Genomic DNA, 23,523 nt, shown 5'->3' on the forward strand with positions numbered 1-23,523 from the left:
GCCTCGCGCACGATGCAACATGATGGGGTGCCGGAGACGATTTTTCTTCGAGGTGGAGGTCATTCGATGAACGAAGACGAGATTCGCAAGTCCATCGCGGAGGTGAAGCAAGGCACGCTGTCGCGACGCTCGTTCATCCGGACCATGGCTGCGGCCGGGATCGCGGCGCCGGTCGCGAGCCAGATCCTGCTCTGGAACGACGTCGCGATGGCGGACGCCACGCTGCAATACAAGCCGACCAAGGCCGGCGGCGGCGGCCCGCTCAAGATCCTGCTGTGGCAGGCCCCCACCCTGCTCAATCCGCATTTCGCGATCGGCACCAAGGATCAGATCGCATCGCGCATCTTCTTCGAGCCGCTGGCCGGCTGGGACAAGGACGGCAACCTCATCCCCTGCCTCGCCGCCGAGATTCCGACCAAGGCGAACGGCAGCCTCGCGGCCGACGGCATGAGCGTCATCTGGAAGCTGAAGCAGGGCGTGAAGTGGCATGACGGCAAGCCCTTCACCGCCGACGACGTCGTCTTCACCTGGGCCTACGCAGCGGACCTCGCGACCGCCGCCTACAGCACGGGATCCTACAAGGACATCACCGTCGAGAAGATCGACGACCACACCGTCAAGGTGCTGTTCAAGGCCCCGACCCCGTTCTGGGCTGACCCCTTCGTCGGCTCGGTCGGCCAGATCCTGCCGAAGCATCATTTCGGCGACTATGCCGGCGCGAGGTCGCGCGAGGCGCCGGGCAATCTGAAGCCGGTCGGCACCGGCCCGTACAAATTCGTCGAGTTCAAGCCGGGCGACCTGATCCGGGCCGAACGCAACCCGGACTATCACGTCAAGAACCAGCCGCATTTCGACACGCTCGAGGTCAAGGGCGGCGGCGACGCAGTCTCTGCGGCGCGCACCGTGCTCCAGACCGGCGAATACGACTATGCCTGGAACCTGCTGGTGGAGGAGGAGGTCCTCAAGCGCATGGAGGCCAGCGGCAAAGGCAAGGTCGACATCACGCCGTCCGGCAACGTTGAGTTCATCATCCTCAACACGACGGACCCCTGGACCGAGATCGACGGCGAGCGCTCCAGCGTCAAGACCAAGCACCCGACGTTGTCCGATCCGGTCGTTCGCCAGGCATTCAACCTCCTGATCGATCGCGAGGCGATCCAGAAATTCATCTACGGCCGCGGCGGTATCGCCACGGCAAGCTTCGTCAACCAGCCCCAGCAGTTCAAGTCGGGCAAGCTGACCTACGCCTTCGACGTCGACAAGGCGAACAAAATCCTCGACGAGGCCGGCTGGAAGCGGGGCGCGGACGGCATCCGCGAGAAGGACGGCAAGAAGCTCAAATACGTCTTCCAGACCTCGATCAACGGCCCGCGCCAGAAGACGCAGGCCATCATCAAGCAGGCCTGCCAGAAGGCCGGCATCGACATCGAGCTGAAGTCGGTGACGGCATCGGTGTTCTTCTCGTCCGACGTCGGCAACCCCGACACCTACTCGAAACTCTATTGCGACATGGAGATGTACAACACGACGCAGCCGCAGCCCGATCCGGAGCGGTTCCTGAACCAGTGCGTCTCCTGGGAGATCGCCAACAAGGAGAACAAGTGGCTCGGCCGAAACATCTCGCGCTGGTCCGATCCCGAGGCCGACAAGGCCTACAAGACCGCGCAGCAGGAGCTCGATCCGGTCAAGCGCGCCGCGCTCCTGATCAAGGTCAACGAGATCTTCTGCGAAGCCAATATTCTGGTGCCGCTGCTCTCCCGCAACATCGTCGGCGCCGGCGTCAATAACCTCATGGCCGACATCTCGGGCTGGGACGTCACGACCTGGAATCTGGGGAGCTGGTATCGGGTTTGACAACGGGCGCCCGGGGACCCGGCTCCCTCAAAGCGCCGGGTCTCATGCCGTATCTGCGCATGATGGCTTTGCTCAGCGCGCCTTCGGACGCATACCCGACCTCGCCGGCGATCTTCGCGATCGGATCGGAGGTGCCGGCCAGCCGCTTGCGCGCGACCGTCAATCGCAGATCGGACAGGAACGTCATGGGCGCGACCCCCGCGCGCTTTTGAAAAGCGCGCACCAACGTCGCGCGCGAGGCGATCGCCACCGCCGCCATGTCGTCGAGCGTCCAGTCCCGGGCGAGATCGTTGAGGATCGCCGACACGACACGGGCCGTCACGCGGTCGCGCAACAGCGACACCGTCCCATTCCCGGAGGCATCGTCCGAAAGATGATCGCGGAGCATCATCACGAACAACGCTCTCGCGAGGTCGGCCGCGACCACCTCCGATCCAACCCGTCCAGAGTCGAGCTCTTCGCGGATGTCGACCAGCAGGCGTTGAAACCGTTCCAGCAGCGGTTCCTCCGCCGTGCGCAGGACGATCTCGTCGGGAAGCGCGGCGATCAGCGGGTTCTCATCCGACGTCTCGAACAGGAAACGGCCGCACAGCAGTTCGGTATCGACCTCGGCCTCGACCGTTGCACGCTGGCGGACGCCATTGCGGACCTCGGTCGTAACACGGCCGACAGCGCCGCCCGTCCGGCTGCGGACCGCGTGACTGTCGCCATGCGGCAGGAGAAGGATGTCGCCGGCCTCGAGCCTCTGCGGGCCCAGGCCCGGCCGCTCGACCACGCAAGCGCCGCGTGTGACCAAGTGGAACTGCGCCCATCCCTTGCCGTTCGGCGCGTGTAGCGACTCCCAGCTGCCGCCAAATTTGCAGGAATCCTCGAATATTGGACGGATCCTGAACAGCGGCACCATTGCCTTCAACAATTCCGCCGCGTCCGTTTCCGACATCCGTCTCCCCTTGATCCGCCCGGACATGTCGCCGAGCCGCCCGGCCATTCCATGGAACGGCCGCGCGCATCTAACGTGCGGACGGGTCGTCCGTGCAGGAGTGGCCCAGTGCTCATGGCTTTTAACACATCCTAACGAGCAATCCTCACGGCGTTCGGTAGTGTCACGGGCATGAAGGCGGCAGGGATTTCCAAGAATACGTTTATCAAGGGGAGATCATATGACGTCCAAGACGCCAGTTCAGTTGTTGCCACGGCCTGCAAATGTGTCGCGCCGTGGCTTCGTGGGAGGCATGTCGGCGGGCATCCTTGGCGCGGTGGCGAGCGAGGCCGCCGGCGCCGAGACGCTGGCCGACGTCCCCGATCGCGGGCCCGGCGCCGATCTCAGCGCGCACAGCGAACGCTCCCGGTTTGCAAAACTCGATCGCATCCCCGAGGCCACGCCGGGCAAGCGCAACGTCGATCCCGGCGATGCCATCAATTCCAAAACGCCGCACCAGAAGCTCGTCGGCAACATCACGCCGACCGACCTGCATTACGAGCGCAGCCATTCCGGCGTGCCCGATATCGATCCCGCGCAGCACCGCCTTCTCATCCATGGCATGGTGCAAAAGCCGCTGGTGTTCAATGTCGAGGACCTGAAGCGGATGCCGTCAGTCACGCGCGTCGTGTTCATCGAATGCACCGGCAACGGCTGGGAGAATTGGAAAAAGGCCGATCCCGACGTGACGGTCCAGAACACCCATGGCCTCGTCAGCACCAATGAATGGACCGGCGTTCCGCTCAAATTCCTGATCGACCTCGTCGCCAAGGACGAGGGCTCGAGCTGGATGCTGGCGGAGGGCGGCGACGGCGCGGGCGTCGACCGCAGCATTCCCCTCACCGACGAGATCGTGAACGAGGCCTTCGTCGCTTACGGGCAGAACGGCGAGCCGCTGCGGCCCGCGCACGGCTTTCCGATGCGGCTGGTGATGCCGGGCTTCGAAGGCAACCTCAACATCAAATGGCTACGCCGCCTCAAGTTCGGCACCGAGCCCTGGATGACGCGCTGGGAGACGGCGCGCTACACGCAGTTGCTGGCCAACGGCAAGGCGCGGCAGTTCCAGCTGCGGATGGAAACCAACTCCGTCATCACGCAGCCCTCGGGCATGATGCAGATCCAGTCGGGCTACAACCGCATCTCGGGTCTTGCCTGGAGCGGCCATGGCAAGATCGCCAAGGTCGAGATCTCCACCGATGGCGCCAGGACCTGGAAGCCCGCGCAGCTGAGCCAGCCGGTGCTGTCCAAGGCGCAGGTGCGATTCCAGATGGACTGGGTGTGGGACGGCAAGCCGACCAAGATCGTGAGCCGCTCGACCGACGACCAGGGCAACGTTCAGCCGGACCGGCAGTCCTTCATCGCCGCGATGGGGACCAACGCGCTGTTTCACTACAACGCCCAGCAGACCTGGAGCATCGACGAAGCCGGGAGGGTCCGCAATGTCCTCGCATGACAAGCTCATTCTCGCCGGCATCCTCGCCGCCGGCCTGCTCGCCGCGCCCGCGCTGGCGTTCGATTTCGGACGTCCGGCGACGCCGGCCGAGATCAAGCTGTGGGACATCGACGTCGGCCCCGACGGCAACGGCCTACCTGACGGCAGCGGCACGGCGGGGCAGGGCAAGCAGATCTTCGCTGATAATTGCGCGGCCTGTCATGGCGACAACGGCCAGGGCGGCATCAAGGATCGTCTCGCCGGCGGACAGGGCACGCTCGCCTCCAACATGCCGGTCAAGACCGTCGGCAGCTTCTGGCCCTATGCGACGACCTTGTTCGACTACATTCACCGCGCGATGCCATATCCGACGCCGGGCTCGCTCAGCACCGACGAGACCTATGCCGTCACCGCCTACATCTTGAGCCTCAACGGCATCGTTGCCGCCGACGGCAAGGTCGACAAGGAGTCCTTACCGAAGATCAGGATGCCCAATCGCGACGGCTTCATTCCGGAGCCGGAATTCGATCCGGCGCGATTATTCCGCAAGAAGTGAGCCTGAGATCATGAGGCTCTTCACACGGGTCGGTATCTTCGCGCTAGTCGCGACATGTTTCTGGGAGACGCAGGCAATGGCTACGGACGGACTCATCACCATCAAGAGCAGTTTTGGCCCGCAGGACACGATGACGCGGCTCGAGACCGAGGTGAAGGCCAAGGGCCTCACCGTGTTTGCCCATGTCGATCACGCCGCGGGCGCTGCCGCCGTCGGCATGACTCTGCGGCCGACCGATCTCCTCATCTTCGGCAACGCCAAGGGCGGCACGCCGTTGATGCAGCAGGCGCAGACCGCGGGCATCGACCTGCCGCTGAAGGCGCTGGTCTGGCAGGACGAGCAAGGCGCGACCTGGCTGTCGTACAACGATCCGGCCTATCTCGCCGGCCGTCACGGCGTCGGCGAGCCGGCCAAGGCTGCCGTCACCGCCATGACCGCCGCGCTGCATGCGATCGCGGCCAAGGCCACCGCACCGTAAGCGCGACGCGACGGCCGTGCGAGGAGAGGTTCATGAACGTGACCGACGGGGAACCGGCGCCGCCCCAGGCGCAAGACAGCAAGCTCGCCAGATGGCTGGTTATCGCGGCGTTGTGCGCCATGCTCGTCGCCGCGAGCGTCCTCGGCTATCTCGGCTGGACCAGCACGGATACCAGCGTGCCGGCGTCCGGCTATGTCGCGCTGGTGCTCGGCGTCGTGTTCTCGCTGGTCGTCGGCGTCGGCCTGATGGCGCTGGTGTTTTACAGCAGCCGCAAAGGCTATGACGAGCCGGTGGTGCTGATCCGGGAGCCGGAGAGCGATCCGGACGATGGACAGAGCGGCCCGCGCTGAGCCATAGCATCGACCTTTCAAACAGCAGCCTTGCAGGATGGGTAGAACGAAGCGCGACAGATTACCTGCACCGCCAGAGAACCGCCGACTATGAAACGGCCTTCCCGGAAACCTTGTCAAAAAGGTGCGTTCGCTCCAGATCGATGGCGACATCTATAGGGCGATCCGGCGCCGCAGACACACCGACTTGCATCTGCGCCGTGAATGGAAATGCGCCCACGGTTCCAATCACGAGAGTATGCGGCCCGAGCGGCTCTACGTCTTTCACCATCATGCGGACGGAGGAGCCCGCTGGCGCATCTTGCCGCAGCACGTGGTCGGGCCGCACGCCGAGCACAACCGGTTTGCCGATGCTCCCTGCATAGGCCGCCTCTCGGGATTTCGGCAATCTCAACGCCGTACCCGAGGGTTCGGTGAAGATCAGTGCACCGTCGCGAGCGGCAATCTCGCCGTCGATAAAATTCATGCTGGGCGCGCCCATGAAGCCCGCGACGAAGAGATTGCTTGGTTTCTCATAGATTGTGATCGGATCAGCCGCCTGCTCGATGCGGCCGCGATTCATCACCACGACCCGATCGGCCATGGTCATAGCTTCGACCTGATCGTGTGTGACATAAACGATCGTCTTGGCGAGACGGCGGTGCAATGCCTTGATCTCGGTCCGCATCTCGATGCGGAGTTTGGCGTCGAGGTTCGACAATGGCTCGTCGAACAGAAACACGTCCGGGCTGCGCACGATGGCACGGCCGATCGCCACGCGCTGACGCTGCCCACCGGAGAGCTGCTTGGGCCGACGGTCCACGTATTGCTCGAGGTCGAGAACCCGCGCCACGTCCTCGACGGCTTTCGCGATATTGGCGCGCGACTCGCCCCGCGCCTTCATGCCGTAGCCGATGTTCTCACCAACCGTCATATGCGGATAAAGCGCATAATTCTGGAACACCATCGCGCAATTGCGCAAGCCCGGGCGCAACTGCGTCACATCGCGATTACCGATACGAATGGTTCCGCCGGTAACCGTCTCCAGTCCCGCTATCATACGCAATGTCGTGGTCTTGCCGCAGCCCGACGGTCCGACAAGCACGACAAACTCCTCGTCGGCCACACTCAGATTAAGCTCCTCGATGATCTTGTAGGGCCCATATGCCTTGCTGACGTTCTCGATCTCGACGTGCGCCATGGATTCCTTTTTCCGTCCCCTATATCGACGGCCAACAAAGCCCGGATGATGCTCACGCATCATCCGGGGCAGTCTCCGCGAGAAGCTAGTTCTTCGGTGAGAGGCCCATCGCCGCGCGATAGGCGGCGAGCTGCTTCGCGCGGCCGAACTCATCGGTCAGGCGATTCCATTCCTTCGCGACCGCGTCCAGCGCGGCTTGCGGCGTGGTCTGGCCGGCCAGCGCCTTGCCAAGCTCGATCTCCACAACCTCGGTGTAGGAGAAATAGCCGGGCAAACGCATGTCGAGCGCAACGTTCTTGCCGTTGATGGAGTCGGCCTGAGCGCCGAGATATTCCTTGGCTTCCGTCGGCGAGAAGATCTTGCTCCACAACTCCAGATTCGTGGTGTGCGACTTGCGGTATGGGTTGACACCCGTGCCACCGGTAATCGCGGCTTGGCCGGAGACTTCAGGGCTTGTCAGCGTCTTGACGAAATCCCATGCCGCCTGCTGGTTCTTGCCCACCTTTGGCACGGCAATCTGCCAGCCTCCGAACGCCATGAAGGGTGCCGGCAGCACTGCCGGAAACTTGTCCCACTTCTTGGTTTTGGCGTTCCATATCTCGTCAGAGCCGGGGAGCACTGCAGAGCCCACCTTGCCGGAAATCTTCGATTGCTTGGGGTCGGCGGCGATCACGCCGGTGTCGCCCCAACCGATCGACTCGGCCACCTGGCCGCCGGCCACGGCGGCATTGACCTCGCCGAACGAAAAGTTCAGCGCATTGGGCGGGCCAAGCTTGGAAGCGCGAATATATTCCTCCAGTCCCTTCACCCAGCCCGGATTGTTGATCTGGGCATCCATCGTTTCGGGGTCGAAGAACATCGCGCCCGGATAGTTCGGGTTGTTGGTATAGGCCGCCGCGTGGCTGAAGAAGAACCAGAACTGCTGGCCACCGCGACGGAAGGCCTCCGCCGTGCCCCAGAGTCCCTTGTCGGGGCGCTGAAAGAACTCCGCGATGTCGAGATATTGCTTCCAGGTCTTTGGCGGCGCCAGGTCGTAGCCGTACTTGGCCTTGAAGGCGTCCTTCTCCTTGGGATCGCTGAACAGGTCGGTGCGATAGGTGTAGGTGTGAACGTCGCCGTCCATTGATTGCGAATAGATCTTGCCTTCCCACACCATCAGGCGCTCACGGTAGGCCGGCTCGACATCGTCCCAATCCTTGCCGGACTGCATCTCTTTCGGCATCTCGCTGAGATAGGTGACGAAGTCGGGCAGCCAGGCCGGCGCAAAGCTGACCAGATCGAACGTCGCGTCCGATCCGGTAAGCGATGTAACGATCTTCGGGTAGAGCTCCGACCAGGGGAACTCGACCACATTGACCTTGCCGCAGGTCTTCTTGGTCCATTCGTCCGCGCCGAGCTTGAGCGCGGAGGCGATATACGGTCCGGTCTGCGACGCCACAGTCAGGGTGACGCCGGAGTAATCCGGGCTACAAGCAGCGTTCGCCTGGCTCGCGCTGCAAGCCATCGCGAGCGAGGTGGTCAGCATCAGAAACGTCCGTCGCAACATCGTCCAGTCCTCCCTACATAGGTTTTGCTATTTGATTGCTCCGAGCAGCAGGCCCGACCGCATCATGCGGCTGAGCAGAGCTGCCATGATCATCATCGGAATGATGGCGACGAGCGCCGCGGCCGAGATCGCCCACCATTCGTCGCCGCGCTGGCTGTTCTGTCCCGCCACCAGGATCGGCAGCGTCTGCCATCTGGAATTGGTCAGGAACAGCGCGAACAGGAACTCGTTCCAGACGAAGGCGAGCGTGATCATGAAAGTCGCCAGCAGTCCGTTCATCGACATCGGCACCACGATGCCAAGGAAGATACGCCAGCTCGGTACGTTGTCGACCATCGCGGCTTCTTCGACCTCGATCGGAATGGCCTCGAAAAAGTCGCGCATCAGCCAGACCACGATCGGCAGCGAGAACGCGACGTAGCACAGCGTCAGACCGACATAGCTGTCGATGAGCTGGAAGCCGAGCCGGCCGATTTCGCTGTAGAGGAGATACAGCGCGAAAGCCGTGACGATCGGCGGAAACATGCGCTGGCTGACGAACCAGAACAGGATGTCCTCATTGCCGAGGATCGGCCCCGGCAGCGGCAGGCGGTTGGCCAGGACTGCAGCGGCAAGCGCGATCGGGAACGCCAGCAGCAGCGCCTGCGCGCGGTTAAATCCGAGCGAATTGTTGAACAGCAGATAGCCGCCGAGCGCGAGCAGGAAGAAGATCAGGCCGGCGCCGAAGCGCACCCTGAACTCGAACCGCACCAGCGCATAGGCCGCCATTGCGCCGACCGCAGTCGCGATCGCCGCCGCCGACAAGCCGACGATGGTCGAGTTCAGGAAGGTTCGGAAGAACTCGCCACGGATGCCCTGATAGAGATCGATGAAGGGTTGCAGGGTCGGGGTGAAATCGACGAACGGAATATAGGTCGGGCCACCGACAACGCCCGGGGGAGTCTTGAACGCCGTCACCACCACCCAATAGAGCGGAAACGCCGTGATCAGGCACCATGCGAAAACTCCGACCGCGACCAGGCGGCGGCTCCAGCGCGACAGTCCGGTGAGACCTTGCCCGCTCATCGGCGCTTCTCCAGATGGGGCCGCAACAGCGCCAGATAGGTGACGCCGATGATCGTGATCGCGATCAGGAACAGGAAGCTGAGCGCCGACGTGTAGCCGAGATTGAACTTCTTGAAGCCCTCCTGATAGGCGAACAAGGTCAGGGTCTCGGTGTCGACCCCCGGTCCACCGCCCGTCATCACGAACACGGTGTCCATGATCTTGTAGCTCTCGATCAGGCGGATGAAGACGACCGCGGCGGAGATCGGCAGCATCATCGGAAAGGTGATGCCCCAGAACTGTTGCCAGGCGCTGGCGTTCTCGAGCTCGGCCGCCTCGTAGACGTCTTCGGGGAGCGTTTGCAGGCCAGCCAGCATCATCAAAATGATGAACGGCGTCCATTGCCAGATCTCAACCGCGATGATGCAGGCGAGCGCCCAATGTCCGTTGGTCAAGAACGGCAGGTTCGCCAGTCCGAACATGGACAAAAACTGGTTGAGCGGCCCCATGGTCGGATTGAAGATCATGCGGGCAACCAGCGCGACGGCAACCGGGGCCAGAAGCATGGGCAGCAGCAAGGCGACACGAAACAGTCGCTCTCCGGGCACACGCGCGTTCAGCGCGAGCGCAACGCCAAACCCGATCACGTATTGCAACCCGACGGCGATGAACGCGATCAGCGTCGTCGTGAGGATGGCGTTCCAGAAGCGCGGCTCCTGCAACAGCGTAGCATAATTACCGAGCCACACGACCCGCGGCGGGATCGGTGGAATCAGGCGATAGCTGAGGAAGCTCGTGGTGAACGAATAGATCAGCGGAAAGATCGAGATCGCCAGCACGACGAGCACCGCCGGCCAGATGAAGACATGCTTGATCGGATCGTTCCGCATCATGAGCAGATCATTTCCTCAACAGGGCTTCAATCTCAGCGTGCCGCGGCATGGCAGGCGCAGTCCCCGCACGCGTCACGGAAATCCCCGCCGTGGCCGAACCGAAGCGCGCCGCTTCCAGTGGATCGGCACCGCCCGCAAGCGCTGCTGCGAAGCCACCGACGAATGCATCGCCCGCACCCGCGGTTTCGACCACCTTGCCGGCGGCGAACGGCGGCACGTGCAGCGAGCGATCTTGCCCGTGAAACAGCGCGCCACGTTCGCCGAGCGTGATCAGCGCGGTGCCCGCTCCCTTGGCCAGCAACGCGTCCCCGGCGCGGCGGGCGCCGGCAAGATCGCTCACCGCGATCCCGGTCAGTGCCTCGGCCTCGGTCTCGTTGGGAACGACGTAGTCGCATAAGGCAAACAGGCTGTCGTCGAATGCGCCTGCGGGTGCCGGGTTGAACACAGTGATGCTGCCCGCGGCGCGCGCGATCTCGAGCCCGCGCTGCGCGGCCGCGACCGGTTGCTCGAGCTGTGTCACGAAGACGCGGCTGGTGCGGATCGCATCCGCCGCCGCGTCGACATCGGTGGGGCTGAGACCGTCTGCCGCTCCGCTCACCACGATGATGGCGTTGTCGCCACGTGTCTCGTGGACATAGATGAAGGCGGCGCCGGTCGGCGCCTCCGCAGTCCTGGCGACGCGCGGCCGAATGCCCTCGGCTTCCCACGTCTTGATGGCGAGATCACCGAAGGCGTCGCGGCCGATTCGGGAGATGAAGGTCACGTCTGCGCCTGCGCGCGCAGCGGCCACGGCCTGGTTCGACCCCTTGCCGCCCGGTCCCATGGCAAATCCCGAGCCGGCGATCGTTTCACCGATCGCGGGCATGTTGCCGGCCCGGAAGGCCAGATCGACGACGAAGATGCCGAGCACTGCGACGCCAGTCTTGCTCATGGTCGTCACTCTCCGTCCGGCGCGATGACGCCCTTGGAAAACAGGAAGCAGCCGTAGAAGCGCCGCTCTCCCGTGGCGATCACGCAGTAGGCCGTCTTGGCCTTTTCATAGAAGGCATGGCGCTCGACTCCGACCAGCGGCCAGGAGCGTCCCTCGGCGCGGTCGATCGCGGCCTGCACCTCGCGCTGCACGGGCGGCACCTCCTGGGGCTGGCCAACAATCTCCATGCGGATCGCGGCATCCTCGACGAACGTATCGAGCGGCAGCACCGAGAGGATGGCTTCGATCGCCTTTGCCGTACTGACGTTGTCGATGCGAAGCAGCTCGCCGAACACGGTCTGGCGCGCGATCGAATCGGCAGGGAAATTGGTGTCGCACACCACGAGGCGGTCTCCGTGCCCCATTGCGCGCAAGGCATAGAGCACGTCGGCATTGAGCAGTGGATTGATGCCCTTGAGCATGTTGCGTCCCTCCCTTGTCTTCAAAAATCGCCCGGACTCTGATGGTCCGGATGCCAACCCGTATCACCGCAAGGTGACGTCTTTAGTCCCCGTAGGGAATCCAGATGTTCTTCACCTGCACCGCGTGGCGGAGCAGGATCGGACCTTCGCTCGCCACCCGGTCGTACCAATCGAGCGCCAGCCCGTGGTCGACCAGCGTGCGCTTGAGGTTGCCGACCGACAGTCGCTCCGCGGCCGTCGAAGCCTCCTGCGAACCGAACACCCAGAGCGCATCGACGTCGTCATGCTCGGCAAGGACCTTTATGAGCGCATCGTGCTCGCCGGTGACGATATTGACGACGCCTGCCGGCACATCCGACGTCTCCAGCACCTGATGGAAATCGGTCGCTGCAAGCGGATGCCGCTCGCTTGGGACGGCGACGACGCGGTTGCCCATCGCAATCAACGGTGCCACCAGGCTGATGAAGCCCAGCAACGGGGCCTCGTCCGGACAGGCCACCCCGACCACGCCGATCGGCTCGTGCATGGCAAGCGCCACGCCGCGCAACGGCGGTGCATGGATCGTCCCCTCGTATTTGTCGGCCCAGGCCCCATAGCTGAACAGCCGTTCGATACCCGCCTCGACCTCCGCGCGCGCCTTGGCGGGCGAAACGCCGGTCATATCACCGATGCGCCGGGCGAACTCGTCGCCACGCGCGGACAGATTCTCGGCAAGGTAATAGAGGATTTGGGCGCGATTATGCGTCGTAGCCCGCGCCCAACCCTCGGCCGAGCGCGCGGCGGCCACCGCGTTACGGATATCCTTGCGATTGCCCTCGCCGGCTTCGCCAAGGTGCTTCCCCTTCGGCGACAGCACCGCGCGCGAATAATTTCCGTCGGGACGAACCTGCTTGCCGCCGACGAACAGTTTGGCGGTTCGGTCGATCGACGGCGTGCCAAATCCGGCGCCGTCGTTAGAGGCCGCCGGGGATGGCGGCGGCACCTTCGCCCGCGCCTTCCGCCCGCTCCAGGCTTTCGGCTTGAGATATTCGTAGAGACCTTCCCGGCCGCCCTCGCGACCGAAGCCGGACTCGCGATAGCCGCCGAAGCCGACGCTGGCATCGAACAAATTGGTCGCATTGACCCAGACCACGCCGGCCTGAAGCTTCGGCGCGATATCGAGCGCCAGCCCGATGGTCTCGCTCCACACGCTGGCGGCAAGGCCATAGCGCGTGTTGTTGGCGAGCATCACCGCCTCGTCCGGCGTGCGGAACGTCATCGCGACCAGCACCGGGCCAAAGATCTCCTCGATCGCCACGGTCGATGACGGATGTACGTTCCAAAGCAAGGTCGGGGGATAGAAACATCCCTCAGCGGGGATCGGCCCCGGCGCCTGATACTTCTCAGCGCCCTCCTTGACGCCGGTTTCGACCAGCGCCTTGATCCGCTCGAGCTGCACCGGTGCGACAACCGCTCCCATGTCGATCGCCTTGTCGAGCGGCGGACCCACGCGCAGCGTCTCCATGCGGCGGATGAGACGCTTGCGGAATGTCTCTGCGATCCCTTCCTGCAGCAGAAGCCGCGATCCGGCACAACAGACCTGGCCCTGGTTGAACCAGATCGCATCGACCACGCCTTCCACGGCGCCATCGATGTCGGCGTCGTCGAACACGATGAACGGCGACTTGCCGCCGAGCTCGAGCGTCAGCGACTTCCCGCTGCCTGCGGTCGACTGACGGATCAACCGCCCGACCTCAGTCGACCCCGTGAAGGCAATCTTGTCGACACCGGGATTTTCGACCAGCAACGCGCCGGCAGCACCATCACCCGTCACCACATTCAACACACCGGGCGGCAGGCCGGCTTCCGCCGCGAGCTCGGCGAACAGCAGCGCGGTGAGCGAGGTGAATTCCGCGGGCTTCAGCACCACGGTGTTGCCGGTCGCCAGCGCGGGCGCGATCTTCCAGGCCAGCATCAGCAGCGGAAAGTTCCAGGGGATGATCTGGCCGATCACGCCGACCGGGACATGGTCGACGAATTCGCGCTCCTGCAATTGCGCCCAGCCGGCGTGATACAGGAAGTGGCGCGCAGCGAGCGGCACATCGAGATCGCGGGTTTCCCTGATCGGCTTGCCATTGTCGATCGCTTCCAGCACCGCGAACAGACGAGCATGACGTTGCAGCATGCGCGCGAGCGCATAGAGATGACGGGCACGACCGTGACCACCGAGCTTTGCCCATGACGACTGCGCCGATCGCGCGGCGCCGACGGCAGCCTCGACATCCGCTGCGATGCCCTGCGCGATCTTGGCCAGCGTCTTTCCGGTGGCCGGCTCGATCGTCGTCAGATGCTTGCCCGAATCCGGCGCGACGAATTTACCGGCAATGAAATGCCCAAACGTCGCGTCGTGCCGCTTCAGCCAGGCGCGCGCCTCGCCGTCCGCCTCGGGAGCGGGACCATAATCCATGGTCTCATAGTAATGTGCGATACTCATGCTCAGCCCACGGGATGACGGTTGAAGGCCGAATAGCGGCCGGTGACGTGATGCTCAAGCTGACGCTCGATGTCGGCGAGCAGGCTCGAGGCGCCGACGCGGAACAGATCCGGCTCGAGCCAATCGCGTCCCAACTCCTCCTTCATCAGGAACTGGTAGTTGAGCACATCCTTCGCCGTCGAGATTCCGCCGGCCGGCTTGAAGCCGATCTTGAAGCCGGTCCGCTCTTCATAGACCCTGATCATGCGCAGCATCGCCAGCGTCACCGGCAGCGTGGCATTGACGCCTTCCTTGCCGGTGGAGGTCTTGATGAAGTCCGCGCCGGCCATCATGCAGACCATCGAAGCCTTGGCGACGTTGCGCAGCGTTTTGAGGTCGCCGGTTGCGAGGATCGTCTTCAGATGCGCATCGCCGCAGGCTGCGCGGAAATCCCGGACCTCGGCGTAGAGAGCGCGCCAGTCTCCGGTCAGCACATGCTCACGCGTGATGACGATGTCGATCTCCTGCGCACCGTCCCTGACGGACGCCTCGATCTCCTTGAGTTTCAGATCGTGCGGCACGAGACCCGCAGGAAATCCAGTCGAAACCGCAGCAACTGGAATGTCATACCCATCGAGCGCCTCGACCGCGGTTGCGACGAAACGGTGATAGACGCAGATCGCGCCCGTGTGCAGCCCGCGACCGGCAAAGCCGAGCGCTTCGAGGAGGTCGCTCCGTAATGGCGCCCTCGCCTTGGCACAAAGGCGCTTCACCCGTTCGGCCGTATCGTCGCCGTTGAGCGTCGTCAGGTCGATGCAGGTGATTGCCTTGAGTAACCACGCCGCCTGCGCGTCCTTCTTGACGGTGCGTCGGCCCGGCAGGCTCGCAACACGTCGCTCGGCGGCGGACAGATTGATCCGGATCTCATCGACCCAGTCCATCTCGAGCGCGCGGCCGCTGTTGCGCACGATCGGATGCGGATGATTGTGATCCCGTGCATGCGGCTGCACCGGCACCGCGGATGGATTTGATATCAAGACGCCCTGCGCCATCGGTCCGCCGTGCGATGCTAGCGAATCGGCAGAAACGGCAGATAGACTGAATGTGCCGATTGCAACATGCGATCCTCCCATCCCTTGCCCGCTGGAGCTTCTGCTGCCTGCCGAAGCTGACAGCGAAACGCTCTTCGGATCAGATGTTATTATTGTAACAAAATGACGTTGCTAAACTCACATCATTGTAAGATCATTGTCAACCGGATAAGCAAGCTCGGTGACGAAAATGAGTGAAACACCGACCGCACGCCCCAGCGAGACCCGCGTCCAACGGCTGCAACGGCTGCGACGCGCCGTCGAGACGAGCGGCGCACTGCATCTGAAGGACGCCGCAGAGCTGCTGAAGGTGTCGGAGATGACGGTCAGGCGCGATCTTGCCGGGCCCGAGGCGGCGCTCGCCCTGCTCGGCGGCTACGTCGTCAACGCGGCGTCGCCGACCGGGATCAAGTACACATTCGAGCAGGAAATCGACCAGCACACGCAGGGCAAGCGCCTCGCTTGCCGATCCGCAGCCGCCTCGATCAAGGAAGGTGACACCATCTTCATCGACTGCGGCACCACGATGCAGTCGCTGGCGGATTGTCTGCCTGAGGACATGCCTCTTTCGGTGATCTGCTATTCGCTGAACGTCGCCTCGATCGTCACCCACCGGCCAGCGACGCAGGTGATGTTGATGGGCGGGCTCTACCATCCGTCCTCGCAGTCGTTCTCGTCGGATGACGGCCTGTCCTACCTGCGACGGCTCGGGGTCAACAAGGCTTTCATCTCGGCCGGCGGCCTGCACTGGACCCGCGGCGCCAGCTGCTCGAACTTTCACGAAGTCGCCATCAAGCAGGCCGTCATCGCTACCGCGATGGAGAGCATCCTCGTGGTCGACGCCAGCAAGCTCGGCAGCCTCAAGCCGGCGTTCTTCTCCGACGTCGGCTCATTCTCGCGGATCATCGTCGGTGGCTCCGTGCCGGCAGACACGCGCAAGCACTTCCGCAGTCTTCCCGTCGAATACGTCACCAGCACAGCCTGATCCGGACGGGGGCTGGTTCGCCCGGATCAGGCCTCCTGAACGATGCGCGGTCTCGGTGGATCGCGCATCGCTGTTGCAGGCTAGTTGCAGGCGGGCTTCGCCTTGTTGCAGGCATCCGTCAGCTCGGCCGGCGGGTCCTTCTTGAATACGGTCTTGTAGGACTCCAGCACATTCGACTGCGTCACCGGCAGCGACTGCACACCGATCCAGCCAGGCGTTTCCTTACCCAGCAGCGCGTTCATCATCGCCATCGCCTCGGCGACGCCCTGGTCGTAGGGACGCTGCGAGCCGGTCGCCTTGAGCGGCCCGCCCTTGGCAATCTCGATCGCCGATTGCAGACCGAGGTCGACCGTCGTCATGGGAATATCGATGCCCTGAGCCCGCATCGAGCTCAGCGTGTCGAGCGCCGGTTGATCCCACACCGCGTACAGTCCCTTGACGTCGGGATTGCCGGTCAGGAAGTCGCCCGCGATCTGCGAGACCTTCGGCGGATCGGTGAAGTCGACCTGCTTCATCTTGATGTCGGGGCGGTTTGCCTTCATCCACTCCCGCACGCCCTTGGTGCGCTCGTTGGTGCTGAAATAGTCGACGCCGAAATTGACGAGACCGATGGTGCCACCCTGCGCCACGCAGGATGCCAGGATCTGTGCCGCGATCTGGCCATTGCCCTGGCTATCGGCCGAGACCATCGTCGCATATTCCTCGGGATGCTTCAGACCAGTCGGGATGCTGTCCATCAGCACGAGCTTGATGCCGGCTTTGGCGATCTTCTTGTAGGTCGGCGCGGTCGCGGTGAAATCGACCGGAATCGAAATGATGCCGTCCGGATGCTGCTGGATCGTGTTCTCGATATCGGCGATCTGCTTGTCCACCTGATATTCGGCGGACGCGACGCCCGTCACCGTCACGCCGTACTTCTTCAGCGTATCGGTGATGCCCTGGATCTGGAGCTGCGACCAATCGAGGTTGACCGTCTGCATGGAGATGCCGACTTTGAAGTTTTTCTCCTTGATCTTGGCGGCGTCGGCTTCCGACAGCGCGAGCACCTCGGGGGAGGCCGCCTTTTCGCCGTGGGGTCCCTGGCCGACGATCGACTTCGGCCCGAGCTTCACGAGATCGACACCCTTGACGCAGGTCGCGGGCACCTCGGCGCGAGCCGACGGGATCGTCGAGAGGGCGGCAGCGGCCACCAACGCAGTCAAAGGCAAGGCTTGTCGCAAAATTGGTGTCATTGTTTCCTCCATTTTTGGTCGCCGATTCACCGGAGGGCCAGCGACCTTGCCCCTACCCACGCAACGCAATGAACTTGTTGTTCATGCGCCGCGCCTGACTTCGACTAGCGTTTCGTGAAAGCAACCGCGGCCACGATGATCGCGCCCTTGATCACGAGCTGCATCGGCGAGCTCACGCCGAGCAGAACAAGGCCGTTGTTGAGCGTGCCAATGATCAAGCTGCCGAACAGCGTCCCCAGGATGTAGCCGCGCCCGCCGAACAGGCTGCAGCCGCCGAGGATGACCGCGGCGATGACGTCGAGCTCCATGCCCTGCACGACATCCGGCCGCGCGGCATGTGAACGCGCCGACAGCACCAGCGCCGCCAATCCGGCCAGCGTGCCGGTCAGGACAAAGGCCGCAGTCGTGATCCGTTTGGTGTTGATGCCGGAATAGAGCGCCGCGGTCGGGTTGCCGCCGACCGCATAGATGCGCCGGCCGAACACGTTATAGTGCAGCAGCAGGATGCCGACGATCATCGCCGCCAAAGTCCAGGCGATCGGAACCGGTATACCGAGGAACGTGCCTTCGCCAAATATCGCGAAATAGGTCTCGTTGGTGATGATCACCGGCTTGGTGTTGGTCACCATCATCGCGAGTCCCCGCGCCATGCTCAGCGAGCCCAGCGTCACCAGAAACGACGGGATCGATAGCTGCGTGGTCAGGATGCCATTGAGCAGCCCGACCAGCGCACCGGTGCCGAGCCCAGCCACGGCACCCACGACCCAGCTGTTGTTGATCTGGCTCATCGCGAGAGCGGCCGCCATGCCCGACAGCGCCAGCGTCGAGGCAACCGACAGATCGATCTGACGCGCGATGATAACGAAGGTCATGCCGACTGCGATGATCGACACCAGCGTGGTCTGGCGCCCGATGTTCAGGAAATTGTCGACCGAGAGAAACCAGGGCGAAGACAGGCTGAACACGACCAGCAGGATCACGAAGGCGATGTACAGCATGTACGGCCGCTCGCCCCGCAGCAAATTCTGGAGAATCTGGCGGCGGCGATCAGATCGGGTCGACGCGGCGACCACGTTGGGAGCAGTCAGTTCGGTCATGCGGGAAGCTCTTGCAAGTGGCCCGGCCCGGAGGCCTGGTACATCTGGAGGAGATGATGCAGCTCTTCGGCATCATCGATCTCGCCCCGCGACAGCGTACGAGCCACACGCCCGTTGACGATCACGGAGATGCGGTCGCAGAGCTCGATCAATTCGACGAGATCGGACGAGACGACCAGGACCCCGCTGCCGTCGCGGACGGCATTCCGGATCACGGCATAGATTTCCTCGCGTGCGCCCACGTCGACGCCGACCGTCGGTTCATCCAGGAGCAGCACGCGCGGCCGCGGATCATTCCATTTTCCGAATACGACCTTCTGCTGGTTGCCGCCGGAGAGCGTCCTGACCAGGCTGAACGCGTCCGGCGCTTTCACCGAAAGCCTGGCGACCGCGGTTTCCGCACGCCTGGCGGCGGCGCGTTGCTGCATCCAGCCCCAGCGCGAGAAATGGGGAATTCGCGGCAAGGTGACGTTTCGCTCGATCGAATGGTCCAGGACCAGACCCTGCACATGCCGGTCTTCCGGCACCAGCGCGATACCCTGCTCGATCGCATCGGCAGGCCCTCTCGGCAGCCATCGCCGGCCCTCGATCTGGATTGCGCCGCTGTCGAGCGGCCGGAGGCCAAACACCGTCTCCAAAATCTCCGTGCGGCCGCTGCCGATCAATCCGGCGAGGCCGTGGATCTCACCCTTCAGCACGGACAGATCGACGGCGCGAAGCCGGTCGTTGGACACATCGGACAGCGACAGAACCGGCGACGGATCCAATTCACGCTTCGCGGCAGGTTCGGTGCGCGGGCCCGTGGGCGCCGATCGATCGGTTCCGACGATCGCGTTCACCAGCCGCTTCATGTCGGTCTCGGCGGTGACAAACGTGCCTGCGTTAGCGCCATCGCGCAGCACCGTGACGCGCTGCGAGATCTCGAACACCTCATTGAGCCGATGGGTCACATAGATCACGCCGACTCCGCGGCGCGTCGCCTTCCCGATCGCATCGAACAGGATCCGGACCTCATCCGATGTCAGCGAGGAGGTCGGCTCATCGAGGATCAGAAGCCGGACCTCGCCCATCAGCGCCTTGGCGATCTCCGTCATCTGACGATAGGCGAAAGGCAGCGAGCCGACAGCCGCTCTCGTATCCAGGGGAATGCCGAGCTCGTTCAGGAACGCCTCGGCCTTGGCTATAAGCTCGCGCTGCCGGACGAAGCCGAAACGCGCACGCGGCTCACGGCCGAGCAACAGATTGTCCGCAACGCTCAAGGATTCGACGAGGCTGAGATCCTGATAAACGACGGCGATCCCCGCCTCGCGCGACTTCGCCGGGCTGTCGAATTCCACTGGCCTGCCGACGATCTCGATCGTGCCGCTGTCGAGGGCATGAACACCACTGAGAATCTTGATCAGGGTAGATTTTCCCGCGCCGTTCTCGCCCAGTAGCGCATGGACCTCGCCGGCACGAACCTCGAGGTTGACGTCACGCAGCGCTCGCACGCCGCCGAAGCGCTTGTTGATGCCACTGACCATCACAAGCGAGGTCGACGACCGAGGTTCTGCTGCAACCGAACCGGACAGATCCAAACTTTCCTCCCGTCGCCCCGCAAGACGCTGGTACGATGGTGACATGTTGTTATTTTTGCAACTTATCCTGTTATAATTCTATCATCTCCGCCGGCCTGTCAATGGCGGATCACGTCGCGGGACCGGATCTAACCTAGCCCTATCTCGATTTGTGCGGTTGCGAACGGCAGTACAGACAGCCGGGCTTCCCGGCGCGGATCTGTTCAACATCAGGAACGGACCAAAGCTTCACGACGCGCTCCATTCGGTCCTGGCGGCAAGCACCCGATCATCAAGCGACCTTCGGCTAAAGGCCAAGAAGAGAAGCGCGATCTAGCCGCTCGTCGCAGCGCGATAGAGGGCTTCTACCTTGCCCGGGTCTTTTGAGTGAGTGCCCTCTCGGCGGGCGTGGTGTCAGCGAGTGCCGGCAGGATCCGCACAAGCAACGATATCGCGGGGAGATTTTCGAGCCGCTACCTCCGGCGGAGAGAATACTGCCAGGTACCCTCCGTCCCCTGCGAGCTTGTATGTGGCGACCTCGCGATAGCCGACGGCGGTCAATTCGCAGCGCAAGAGCTCAATTGGCGTGCCATGCTTCGGCGTCGGAAGCTCAAGATCGACAATTCCGACCCGCGCGCCCTGCTTCAAGGCGGGCGCGAGATTGTAGAGGAAGGCATAGGGTTGGGCTATCTCGTGATACATGTGCACGAGGATTGCAGCATCCAGCGAGGAAGCGGGCAGACGAGGGTCGTGTGGTTCGCCGAGGGCGAATTGCACGTTCGTCAACTTCAGACGTTCTGTTCGCCTGGCGAGCTCGATGAGGTAATCCCGCGTGACGTCCTGGGCAACGACAGAGCCGGCGGGTCCGACGAGGTACGAGAGTCTGACCGTGTGGTAGCCACTGCCTGCACCAATGTCGCCGACTGTCATGCCAGGTTTCAGTTCAAGAACACGTGCGATCTGGCCGGCCTCATTGAGAGCGTCGCGATGCTCTTCGGCGGCGCGGCGCGGGCTGACGATCCGTGCAACAGGGCGCTGTGGTGAGGGAAACTCGTTTGCAGCGACTCCGGGGGGAGCCAGATAACCTATATCAGCGGCGTATGCGCGAGTTACGGCAAACGCCACGAGTAGCGTCGCTGCATAAACCAGCGCCGTCACGCGCCTACCAAGCTTTCTCAGCCGGTCCAAGCGCAGTCGCTCAGGCTTTGTGAGCTCTAGATGTGCGCCCACCGTCAAGTCAACGAGGTTCAGTGTAGCGGGCAACTCCATCCGTGCGCCTCGCGCTTACGCCCACCTATCGCACCTGAGAGCAAATCCTATCAACCCCAAATCCTGTCAACCCAATCGATCTGCATTGGGTCAAGCCATTAATGTCCGTTGCGGATCAAACTCGGAAGTCGGCGGGTCCATGGTAGATGGTCTGCTCTGCCACTGTGAGCGGACATCGACGGATCCGCGGTTTAGGTCCGCGAAGGGCAGAAGCGGAAGTCGCCGCAAACAAATCAGCGAAAGTGATGGTTCGACCCGACGCGCACGATACGGCCCGGAATTGTCGTCAGTTGAGCCGCGCAAAACAATTGGCACGGCGCGGCTGCGGCGCGATCAAGGGAGACGGGAGGAGTTCGCGACGCCGCAAGTGGAAATAGCGCCCGCTTGCTCATTTCGTAAACGGGCGCTGGCTTCTACTACAACGATGCTAGTTCTTTGCTTCTTTGGGTGCTGGCGGATTCTGCGGAACAAAGGTGTGGGCCTTGGTCTTCCAGTTCCCGTCAGCTTGTTTAAGCAGGACGCGCAACGTGTGCCCGCTCATCGTCCTTACCTCGCCCCCGCTCTTGACTTGATTCACAGTCCAACTCGACAGGAGGTACGCGAGATTTCCATCGGCGCGGGTCTCAATTATCTCGAAGGTGTGATCCTTGAAGCCCGCTTTGATGGCCCCCTCCCAAAATTGCTTGATTGCCTCAGGCCCAATTGCGACAGGGGAGCCTCCTGGTACCAAGATAGCATCGTCAGTGTACATGGCTGGAAATGCCGCGGTATTTGGAGTGTTAAATGCGTTCAGCCATTGTTGGTTGGAAACTTCCATCGCTGTACGAAGATCATCCGCCCTTGCAGATGAGCCCCACATTAGAAGCGGGAGAAGCAATGCGAAGACCAATGATTTCGCGCTCATTTTCCTCTCCTATTGTCTGCCATTGAGAAAATGAAGTCAGGAAAACAGACAGAGGTTATCCCATGCCGTTGGTTCGCGAAATGCCAGAAATGCGCGGAAGACTCACCCGGTGAAGCTAGTTTATCAGGTGGCGACTTACCGCCCTTGCGACGCTTGTTCAGAACGACGGAGGGCTCGATCTTGCCCGCCATTCTTGATTTTCTAGACCGTGAATATTCCCGCGCGCGCCTCGTCGAGATGTGCAGAAACAGCTGAAATCCGGAAGCCGATGGCAACGTCAGCAGTTCTGACGGAGCTGGTACTCTTACCGGCTTGCTATGTGTCTGCCTGACGGGATTTGCCGTAAGTTCTCCCGCCGCGACCGTCGGGCCGGGAGCGCGTGACTACAGCGATTGCCACAAGCTAATCGTTTTTCTGAATTCGGCGGAGATCGCCACGCGAAGAGCACGTTCCCCCGCTTCGGACACGCGATCTGCAGGACGACGGCGACTTCGGCGGTCGGCCGACGACTTATCCGCCAAATCGCTTGACCAGCTTTGAGCCTTTGGCTGCATCGATCTGCTGGCCAGTCAAGTCGGAGCCGGCGCTCAATCCTATCGTCATGAGGTTCTTGACGCGTTGCGCAGCCTGCTTCTCATTGGAATAGTCGATCTCGACGTGATCGAGGCTCATCAGATGGCCAAGCTCATGAGCCCAGGCGCGTCCGTTGGCGTGGTCATTGCCATACCACTGGACGAAGCTTGCTGGCTCGGGTTGGCTATTGGGGTATGAGCTTCCGCCGGCGGATAGATTTTCAATCGAATTGACGAGGTAGATGTGGATGGCATTATCCGGATCGTGCCGAGAGGCAAGAACACCCAGCAATCGCTGATCATTGCTGCGCGCGCTCTTTGCCATGTCGAGCGGCTTCTCCATCAAGCAATCGCTGATCACGAACGCGATCTTGGCCTTTGACCAGATCGTATTGACCACGTCGAGCGCCTTCTTGGCGGTGTCGCTGCTCCATTGCCCGGGCTCTACGACCCCCCTGTCGGCAAATGGCGTGATGTAGATCCTCAACGGAATGGGCATCAACTCCTCCGAAGTTCGAAATTGCAATCGTATCTCTCTGCGCCGTCTTTCGAAGATGGTCACAGCCGGAAAGACGCTGTCCGGTCCTCAGCTACGGCAACAGCTGCCGGCCAGAGGGCAATCACATATGCGCACTTCGCGTTCCTATGCGCTTTCGCGGCT

General features: G+C 62.7%; 21 protein-coding genes. 6 read left to right on the forward strand and 15 right to left on the reverse strand.

Annotated features, from left to right (window positions below; genetic code table 11):
- The first annotated feature begins 66 nt into the window (after positions 1-66).
- Positions 67-1,854, forward strand: coding sequence for a peptide ABC transporter substrate-binding protein (locus OWC48_RS31880; RefSeq protein WP_282523530.1), 1,788 nt, complete (start codon positions 67-69; stop codon positions 1,852-1,854).
- Here OWC48_RS31880 and OWC48_RS31885 read toward each other — a convergent pair.
- Complete coding sequence (locus OWC48_RS31885) at positions 1,817-2,794, reverse strand: AraC family transcriptional regulator (protein ID WP_282523531.1); 978 nt, start codon at positions 2,792-2,794, stop codon at positions 1,817-1,819. The two genes, OWC48_RS31880 and OWC48_RS31885, sit on opposite strands and share 38 nt — an antisense overlap.
- Before the next feature lie 220 nt (positions 2,795-3,014).
- Between OWC48_RS31885 and soxC the strand changes: the two genes are divergently transcribed.
- The 4 genes from soxC to OWC48_RS31905 all read left to right on the forward strand — a co-directional run bounded on the left by soxC (position 3,015) and on the right by OWC48_RS31905 (position 5,649).
- Positions 3,015-4,286, forward strand: coding sequence for a sulfite dehydrogenase (soxC, locus tag OWC48_RS31890; protein ID WP_306664567.1), 1,272 nt, complete (start codon positions 3,015-3,017; stop codon positions 4,284-4,286).
- Positions 4,273-4,821, forward strand: coding sequence for a c-type cytochrome (locus OWC48_RS31895; protein WP_282523533.1), 549 nt, complete (start codon positions 4,273-4,275; stop codon positions 4,819-4,821). Before soxC ends, OWC48_RS31895 begins: the two co-directional genes overlap by 14 nt.
- A 76-nt stretch (positions 4,822-4,897) precedes the next feature.
- Positions 4,898-5,299 carry a DUF302 domain-containing protein gene (locus OWC48_RS31900; protein ID WP_282523534.1) on the forward strand — a complete coding sequence of 134 codons (402 nt, stop codon included), beginning with the start codon at positions 4,898-4,900 and terminating at the stop codon, positions 5,297-5,299.
- A gap of 32 nt (positions 5,300-5,331) precedes the next feature.
- Positions 5,332-5,649 (forward strand): hypothetical protein, encoded by a 318-nt coding sequence (locus OWC48_RS31905; RefSeq protein ID WP_282523535.1) that lies wholly within the window; start codon positions 5,332-5,334, stop codon positions 5,647-5,649.
- Positions 5,650-5,737: 88 nt separating this feature from the next.
- Here the strand turns inward: OWC48_RS31905 and OWC48_RS31910 are convergent, their stop codons facing one another.
- The 8 genes from OWC48_RS31910 to deoC all read right to left on the reverse strand — a co-directional run bounded on the left by OWC48_RS31910 (position 5,738) and on the right by deoC (position 15,208).
- Positions 5,738-6,829 (reverse strand): ABC transporter ATP-binding protein, encoded by a 1,092-nt coding sequence (locus OWC48_RS31910; RefSeq protein ID WP_282523536.1) that lies wholly within the window; start codon positions 6,827-6,829, stop codon positions 5,738-5,740.
- Between the two features lie 85 nt (positions 6,830-6,914).
- Positions 6,915-8,354 (reverse strand): extracellular solute-binding protein, encoded by a 1,440-nt coding sequence (locus tag OWC48_RS31915; protein WP_306664573.1) that lies wholly within the window; start codon positions 8,352-8,354, stop codon positions 6,915-6,917.
- Positions 8,355-8,402: 48 nt separating this feature from the next.
- Positions 8,403-9,440 (reverse strand): carbohydrate ABC transporter permease, encoded by a 1,038-nt coding sequence (locus OWC48_RS31920; protein WP_282523538.1) that lies wholly within the window; start codon positions 9,438-9,440, stop codon positions 8,403-8,405.
- Positions 9,437-10,312 carry a carbohydrate ABC transporter permease gene (locus OWC48_RS31925; RefSeq protein ID WP_282523539.1) on the reverse strand — a complete coding sequence of 292 codons (876 nt, stop codon included), beginning with the start codon at positions 10,310-10,312 and terminating at the stop codon, positions 9,437-9,439. Before OWC48_RS31925 ends, OWC48_RS31920 begins: the two co-directional genes overlap by 4 nt.
- A 7-nt stretch (positions 10,313-10,319) precedes the next feature.
- Complete coding sequence (gene rbsK / locus OWC48_RS31930) at positions 10,320-11,243, reverse strand: ribokinase (RefSeq protein ID WP_282523540.1); 924 nt, start codon at positions 11,241-11,243, stop codon at positions 10,320-10,322.
- A gap of 5 nt (positions 11,244-11,248) precedes the next feature.
- Positions 11,249-11,704, reverse strand: a complete 456-nt coding sequence (locus OWC48_RS31935) for an RbsD/FucU family protein (RefSeq protein ID WP_282523541.1) — start codon at positions 11,702-11,704, stop codon at positions 11,249-11,251.
- 82 nt (positions 11,705-11,786) lie between these two features.
- A complete protein-coding gene (locus OWC48_RS31940) occupies positions 11,787-14,177 on the reverse strand; it encodes an aldehyde dehydrogenase family protein (protein WP_282523542.1) in 2,391 nt (796 codons plus the stop codon).
- A 2-nt stretch (positions 14,178-14,179) separates the two neighbouring features.
- Positions 14,180-15,208, reverse strand: a complete 1,029-nt coding sequence (gene deoC, locus OWC48_RS31945; protein ID WP_404979842.1) for a deoxyribose-phosphate aldolase — start codon at positions 15,206-15,208, stop codon at positions 14,180-14,182.
- A 229-nt stretch (positions 15,209-15,437) separates the two neighbouring features.
- Here deoC and OWC48_RS31950 point away from each other — a divergent pair, with 229 nt between their 5' ends.
- Positions 15,438-16,232 (forward strand): DeoR/GlpR family DNA-binding transcription regulator, encoded by a 795-nt coding sequence (locus OWC48_RS31950; protein WP_282523543.1) that lies wholly within the window; start codon positions 15,438-15,440, stop codon positions 16,230-16,232.
- 80 nt (positions 16,233-16,312) lie between these two features.
- On the opposite strand, the gene OWC48_RS31955 is transcribed toward OWC48_RS31950, so the two are convergent.
- The 6 genes from OWC48_RS31955 to OWC48_RS31980 all read right to left on the reverse strand — a co-directional run bounded on the left by OWC48_RS31955 (position 16,313) and on the right by OWC48_RS31980 (position 23,424).
- Positions 16,313-17,464 carry a substrate-binding domain-containing protein gene (locus tag OWC48_RS31955; protein WP_282523544.1) on the reverse strand — a complete coding sequence of 384 codons (1,152 nt, stop codon included), beginning with the start codon at positions 17,462-17,464 and terminating at the stop codon, positions 16,313-16,315.
- 104 nt (positions 17,465-17,568) lie between these two features.
- A complete protein-coding gene (locus OWC48_RS31960) occupies positions 17,569-18,561 on the reverse strand; it encodes an ABC transporter permease (RefSeq protein WP_282523545.1) in 993 nt (330 codons plus the stop codon).
- On the reverse strand, positions 18,558-20,183 hold the full coding sequence (locus OWC48_RS31965; protein WP_404979843.1) for a sugar ABC transporter ATP-binding protein: 1,626 nt from the start codon (positions 20,181-20,183) through the stop codon (positions 18,558-18,560). Before OWC48_RS31965 ends, OWC48_RS31960 begins: the two co-directional genes overlap by 4 nt.
- Before the next feature lie 348 nt (positions 20,184-20,531).
- A complete protein-coding gene (locus OWC48_RS31970) occupies positions 20,532-21,275 on the reverse strand; it encodes a methyltransferase domain-containing protein (RefSeq protein ID WP_282523547.1) in 744 nt (247 codons plus the stop codon).
- Positions 21,276-21,813: 538 nt separating this feature from the next.
- Entirely contained in the window at positions 21,814-22,290 is a 477-nt protein-coding gene (locus tag OWC48_RS31975; RefSeq protein WP_282523548.1) for an SgcJ/EcaC family oxidoreductase, read from the reverse strand.
- 510 nt (positions 22,291-22,800) lie between these two features.
- Entirely contained in the window at positions 22,801-23,424 is a 624-nt protein-coding gene (locus tag OWC48_RS31980; protein ID WP_282523549.1) for a hypothetical protein, read from the reverse strand.
- Positions 23,425-23,523 lie beyond the last annotated feature (99 nt).

The organism is Bradyrhizobium sp. Arg816, assembly GCF_029989365.1.
In the GTDB taxonomy this organism is placed as follows: domain Bacteria; phylum Pseudomonadota; class Alphaproteobacteria; order Rhizobiales; family Xanthobacteraceae; genus Bradyrhizobium.

What these genes read in the sequence shown, in the direction of transcription:
- soxC (WP_306664567.1), top strand. Translation starts at nt 3,015, where the DNA reads ATGACGTCCAAGACGCCAGTTCAGTTGTTGCCACGGCCTGCAAATGTG.
- deoC (WP_404979842.1), bottom strand. Translation starts at nt 15,208, where the DNA reads ATGGCGCAGGGCGTCTTGATATCAAATCCATCCGCGGTGCCGGTGCAG.
- OWC48_RS31910 (WP_282523536.1), bottom strand. Translation starts at nt 6,829, where the DNA reads ATGGCGCACGTCGAGATCGAGAACGTCAGCAAGGCATATGGGCCCTAC.
- OWC48_RS31895 (WP_282523533.1), top strand. Translation starts at nt 4,273, where the DNA reads ATGTCCTCGCATGACAAGCTCATTCTCGCCGGCATCCTCGCCGCCGGC.
- OWC48_RS31900 (WP_282523534.1), top strand. Translation starts at nt 4,898, where the DNA reads ATGGCTACGGACGGACTCATCACCATCAAGAGCAGTTTTGGCCCGCAG.
- OWC48_RS31950 (WP_282523543.1), top strand. Translation starts at nt 15,438, where the DNA reads ATGAGTGAAACACCGACCGCACGCCCCAGCGAGACCCGCGTCCAACGG.
- OWC48_RS31935 (WP_282523541.1), bottom strand. Translation starts at nt 11,704, where the DNA reads ATGCTCAAGGGCATCAATCCACTGCTCAATGCCGACGTGCTCTATGCC.
- OWC48_RS31885 (WP_282523531.1), bottom strand. Translation starts at nt 2,794, where the DNA reads ATGTCGGAAACGGACGCGGCGGAATTGTTGAAGGCAATGGTGCCGCTG.
- OWC48_RS31925 (WP_282523539.1), bottom strand. Translation starts at nt 10,312, where the DNA reads ATGATGCGGAACGATCCGATCAAGCATGTCTTCATCTGGCCGGCGGTG.
- OWC48_RS31955 (WP_282523544.1), bottom strand. Translation starts at nt 17,464, where the DNA reads ATGACACCAATTTTGCGACAAGCCTTGCCTTTGACTGCGTTGGTGGCC.
- OWC48_RS31905 (WP_282523535.1), top strand. Translation starts at nt 5,332, where the DNA reads ATGAACGTGACCGACGGGGAACCGGCGCCGCCCCAGGCGCAAGACAGC.
- rbsK (WP_282523540.1), bottom strand. Translation starts at nt 11,243, where the DNA reads ATGAGCAAGACTGGCGTCGCAGTGCTCGGCATCTTCGTCGTCGATCTG.
- OWC48_RS31975 (WP_282523548.1), bottom strand. Translation starts at nt 22,290, where the DNA reads ATGAGCGCGAAATCATTGGTCTTCGCATTGCTTCTCCCGCTTCTAATG.
- OWC48_RS31960 (WP_282523545.1), bottom strand. Translation starts at nt 18,561, where the DNA reads ATGACCGAACTGACTGCTCCCAACGTGGTCGCCGCGTCGACCCGATCT.
- OWC48_RS31965 (WP_404979843.1), bottom strand. Translation starts at nt 20,183, where the DNA reads ATGTCACCATCGTACCAGCGTCTTGCGGGGCGACGGGAGGAAAGTTTG.
- OWC48_RS31880 (WP_282523530.1), top strand. Translation starts at nt 67, where the DNA reads ATGAACGAAGACGAGATTCGCAAGTCCATCGCGGAGGTGAAGCAAGGC.
- OWC48_RS31920 (WP_282523538.1), bottom strand. Translation starts at nt 9,440, where the DNA reads ATGAGCGGGCAAGGTCTCACCGGACTGTCGCGCTGGAGCCGCCGCCTG.
- OWC48_RS31915 (WP_306664573.1), bottom strand. Translation starts at nt 8,354, where the DNA reads ATGCTGACCACCTCGCTCGCGATGGCTTGCAGCGCGAGCCAGGCGAAC.
- OWC48_RS31940 (WP_282523542.1), bottom strand. Translation starts at nt 14,177, where the DNA reads ATGAGTATCGCACATTACTATGAGACCATGGATTATGGTCCCGCTCCC.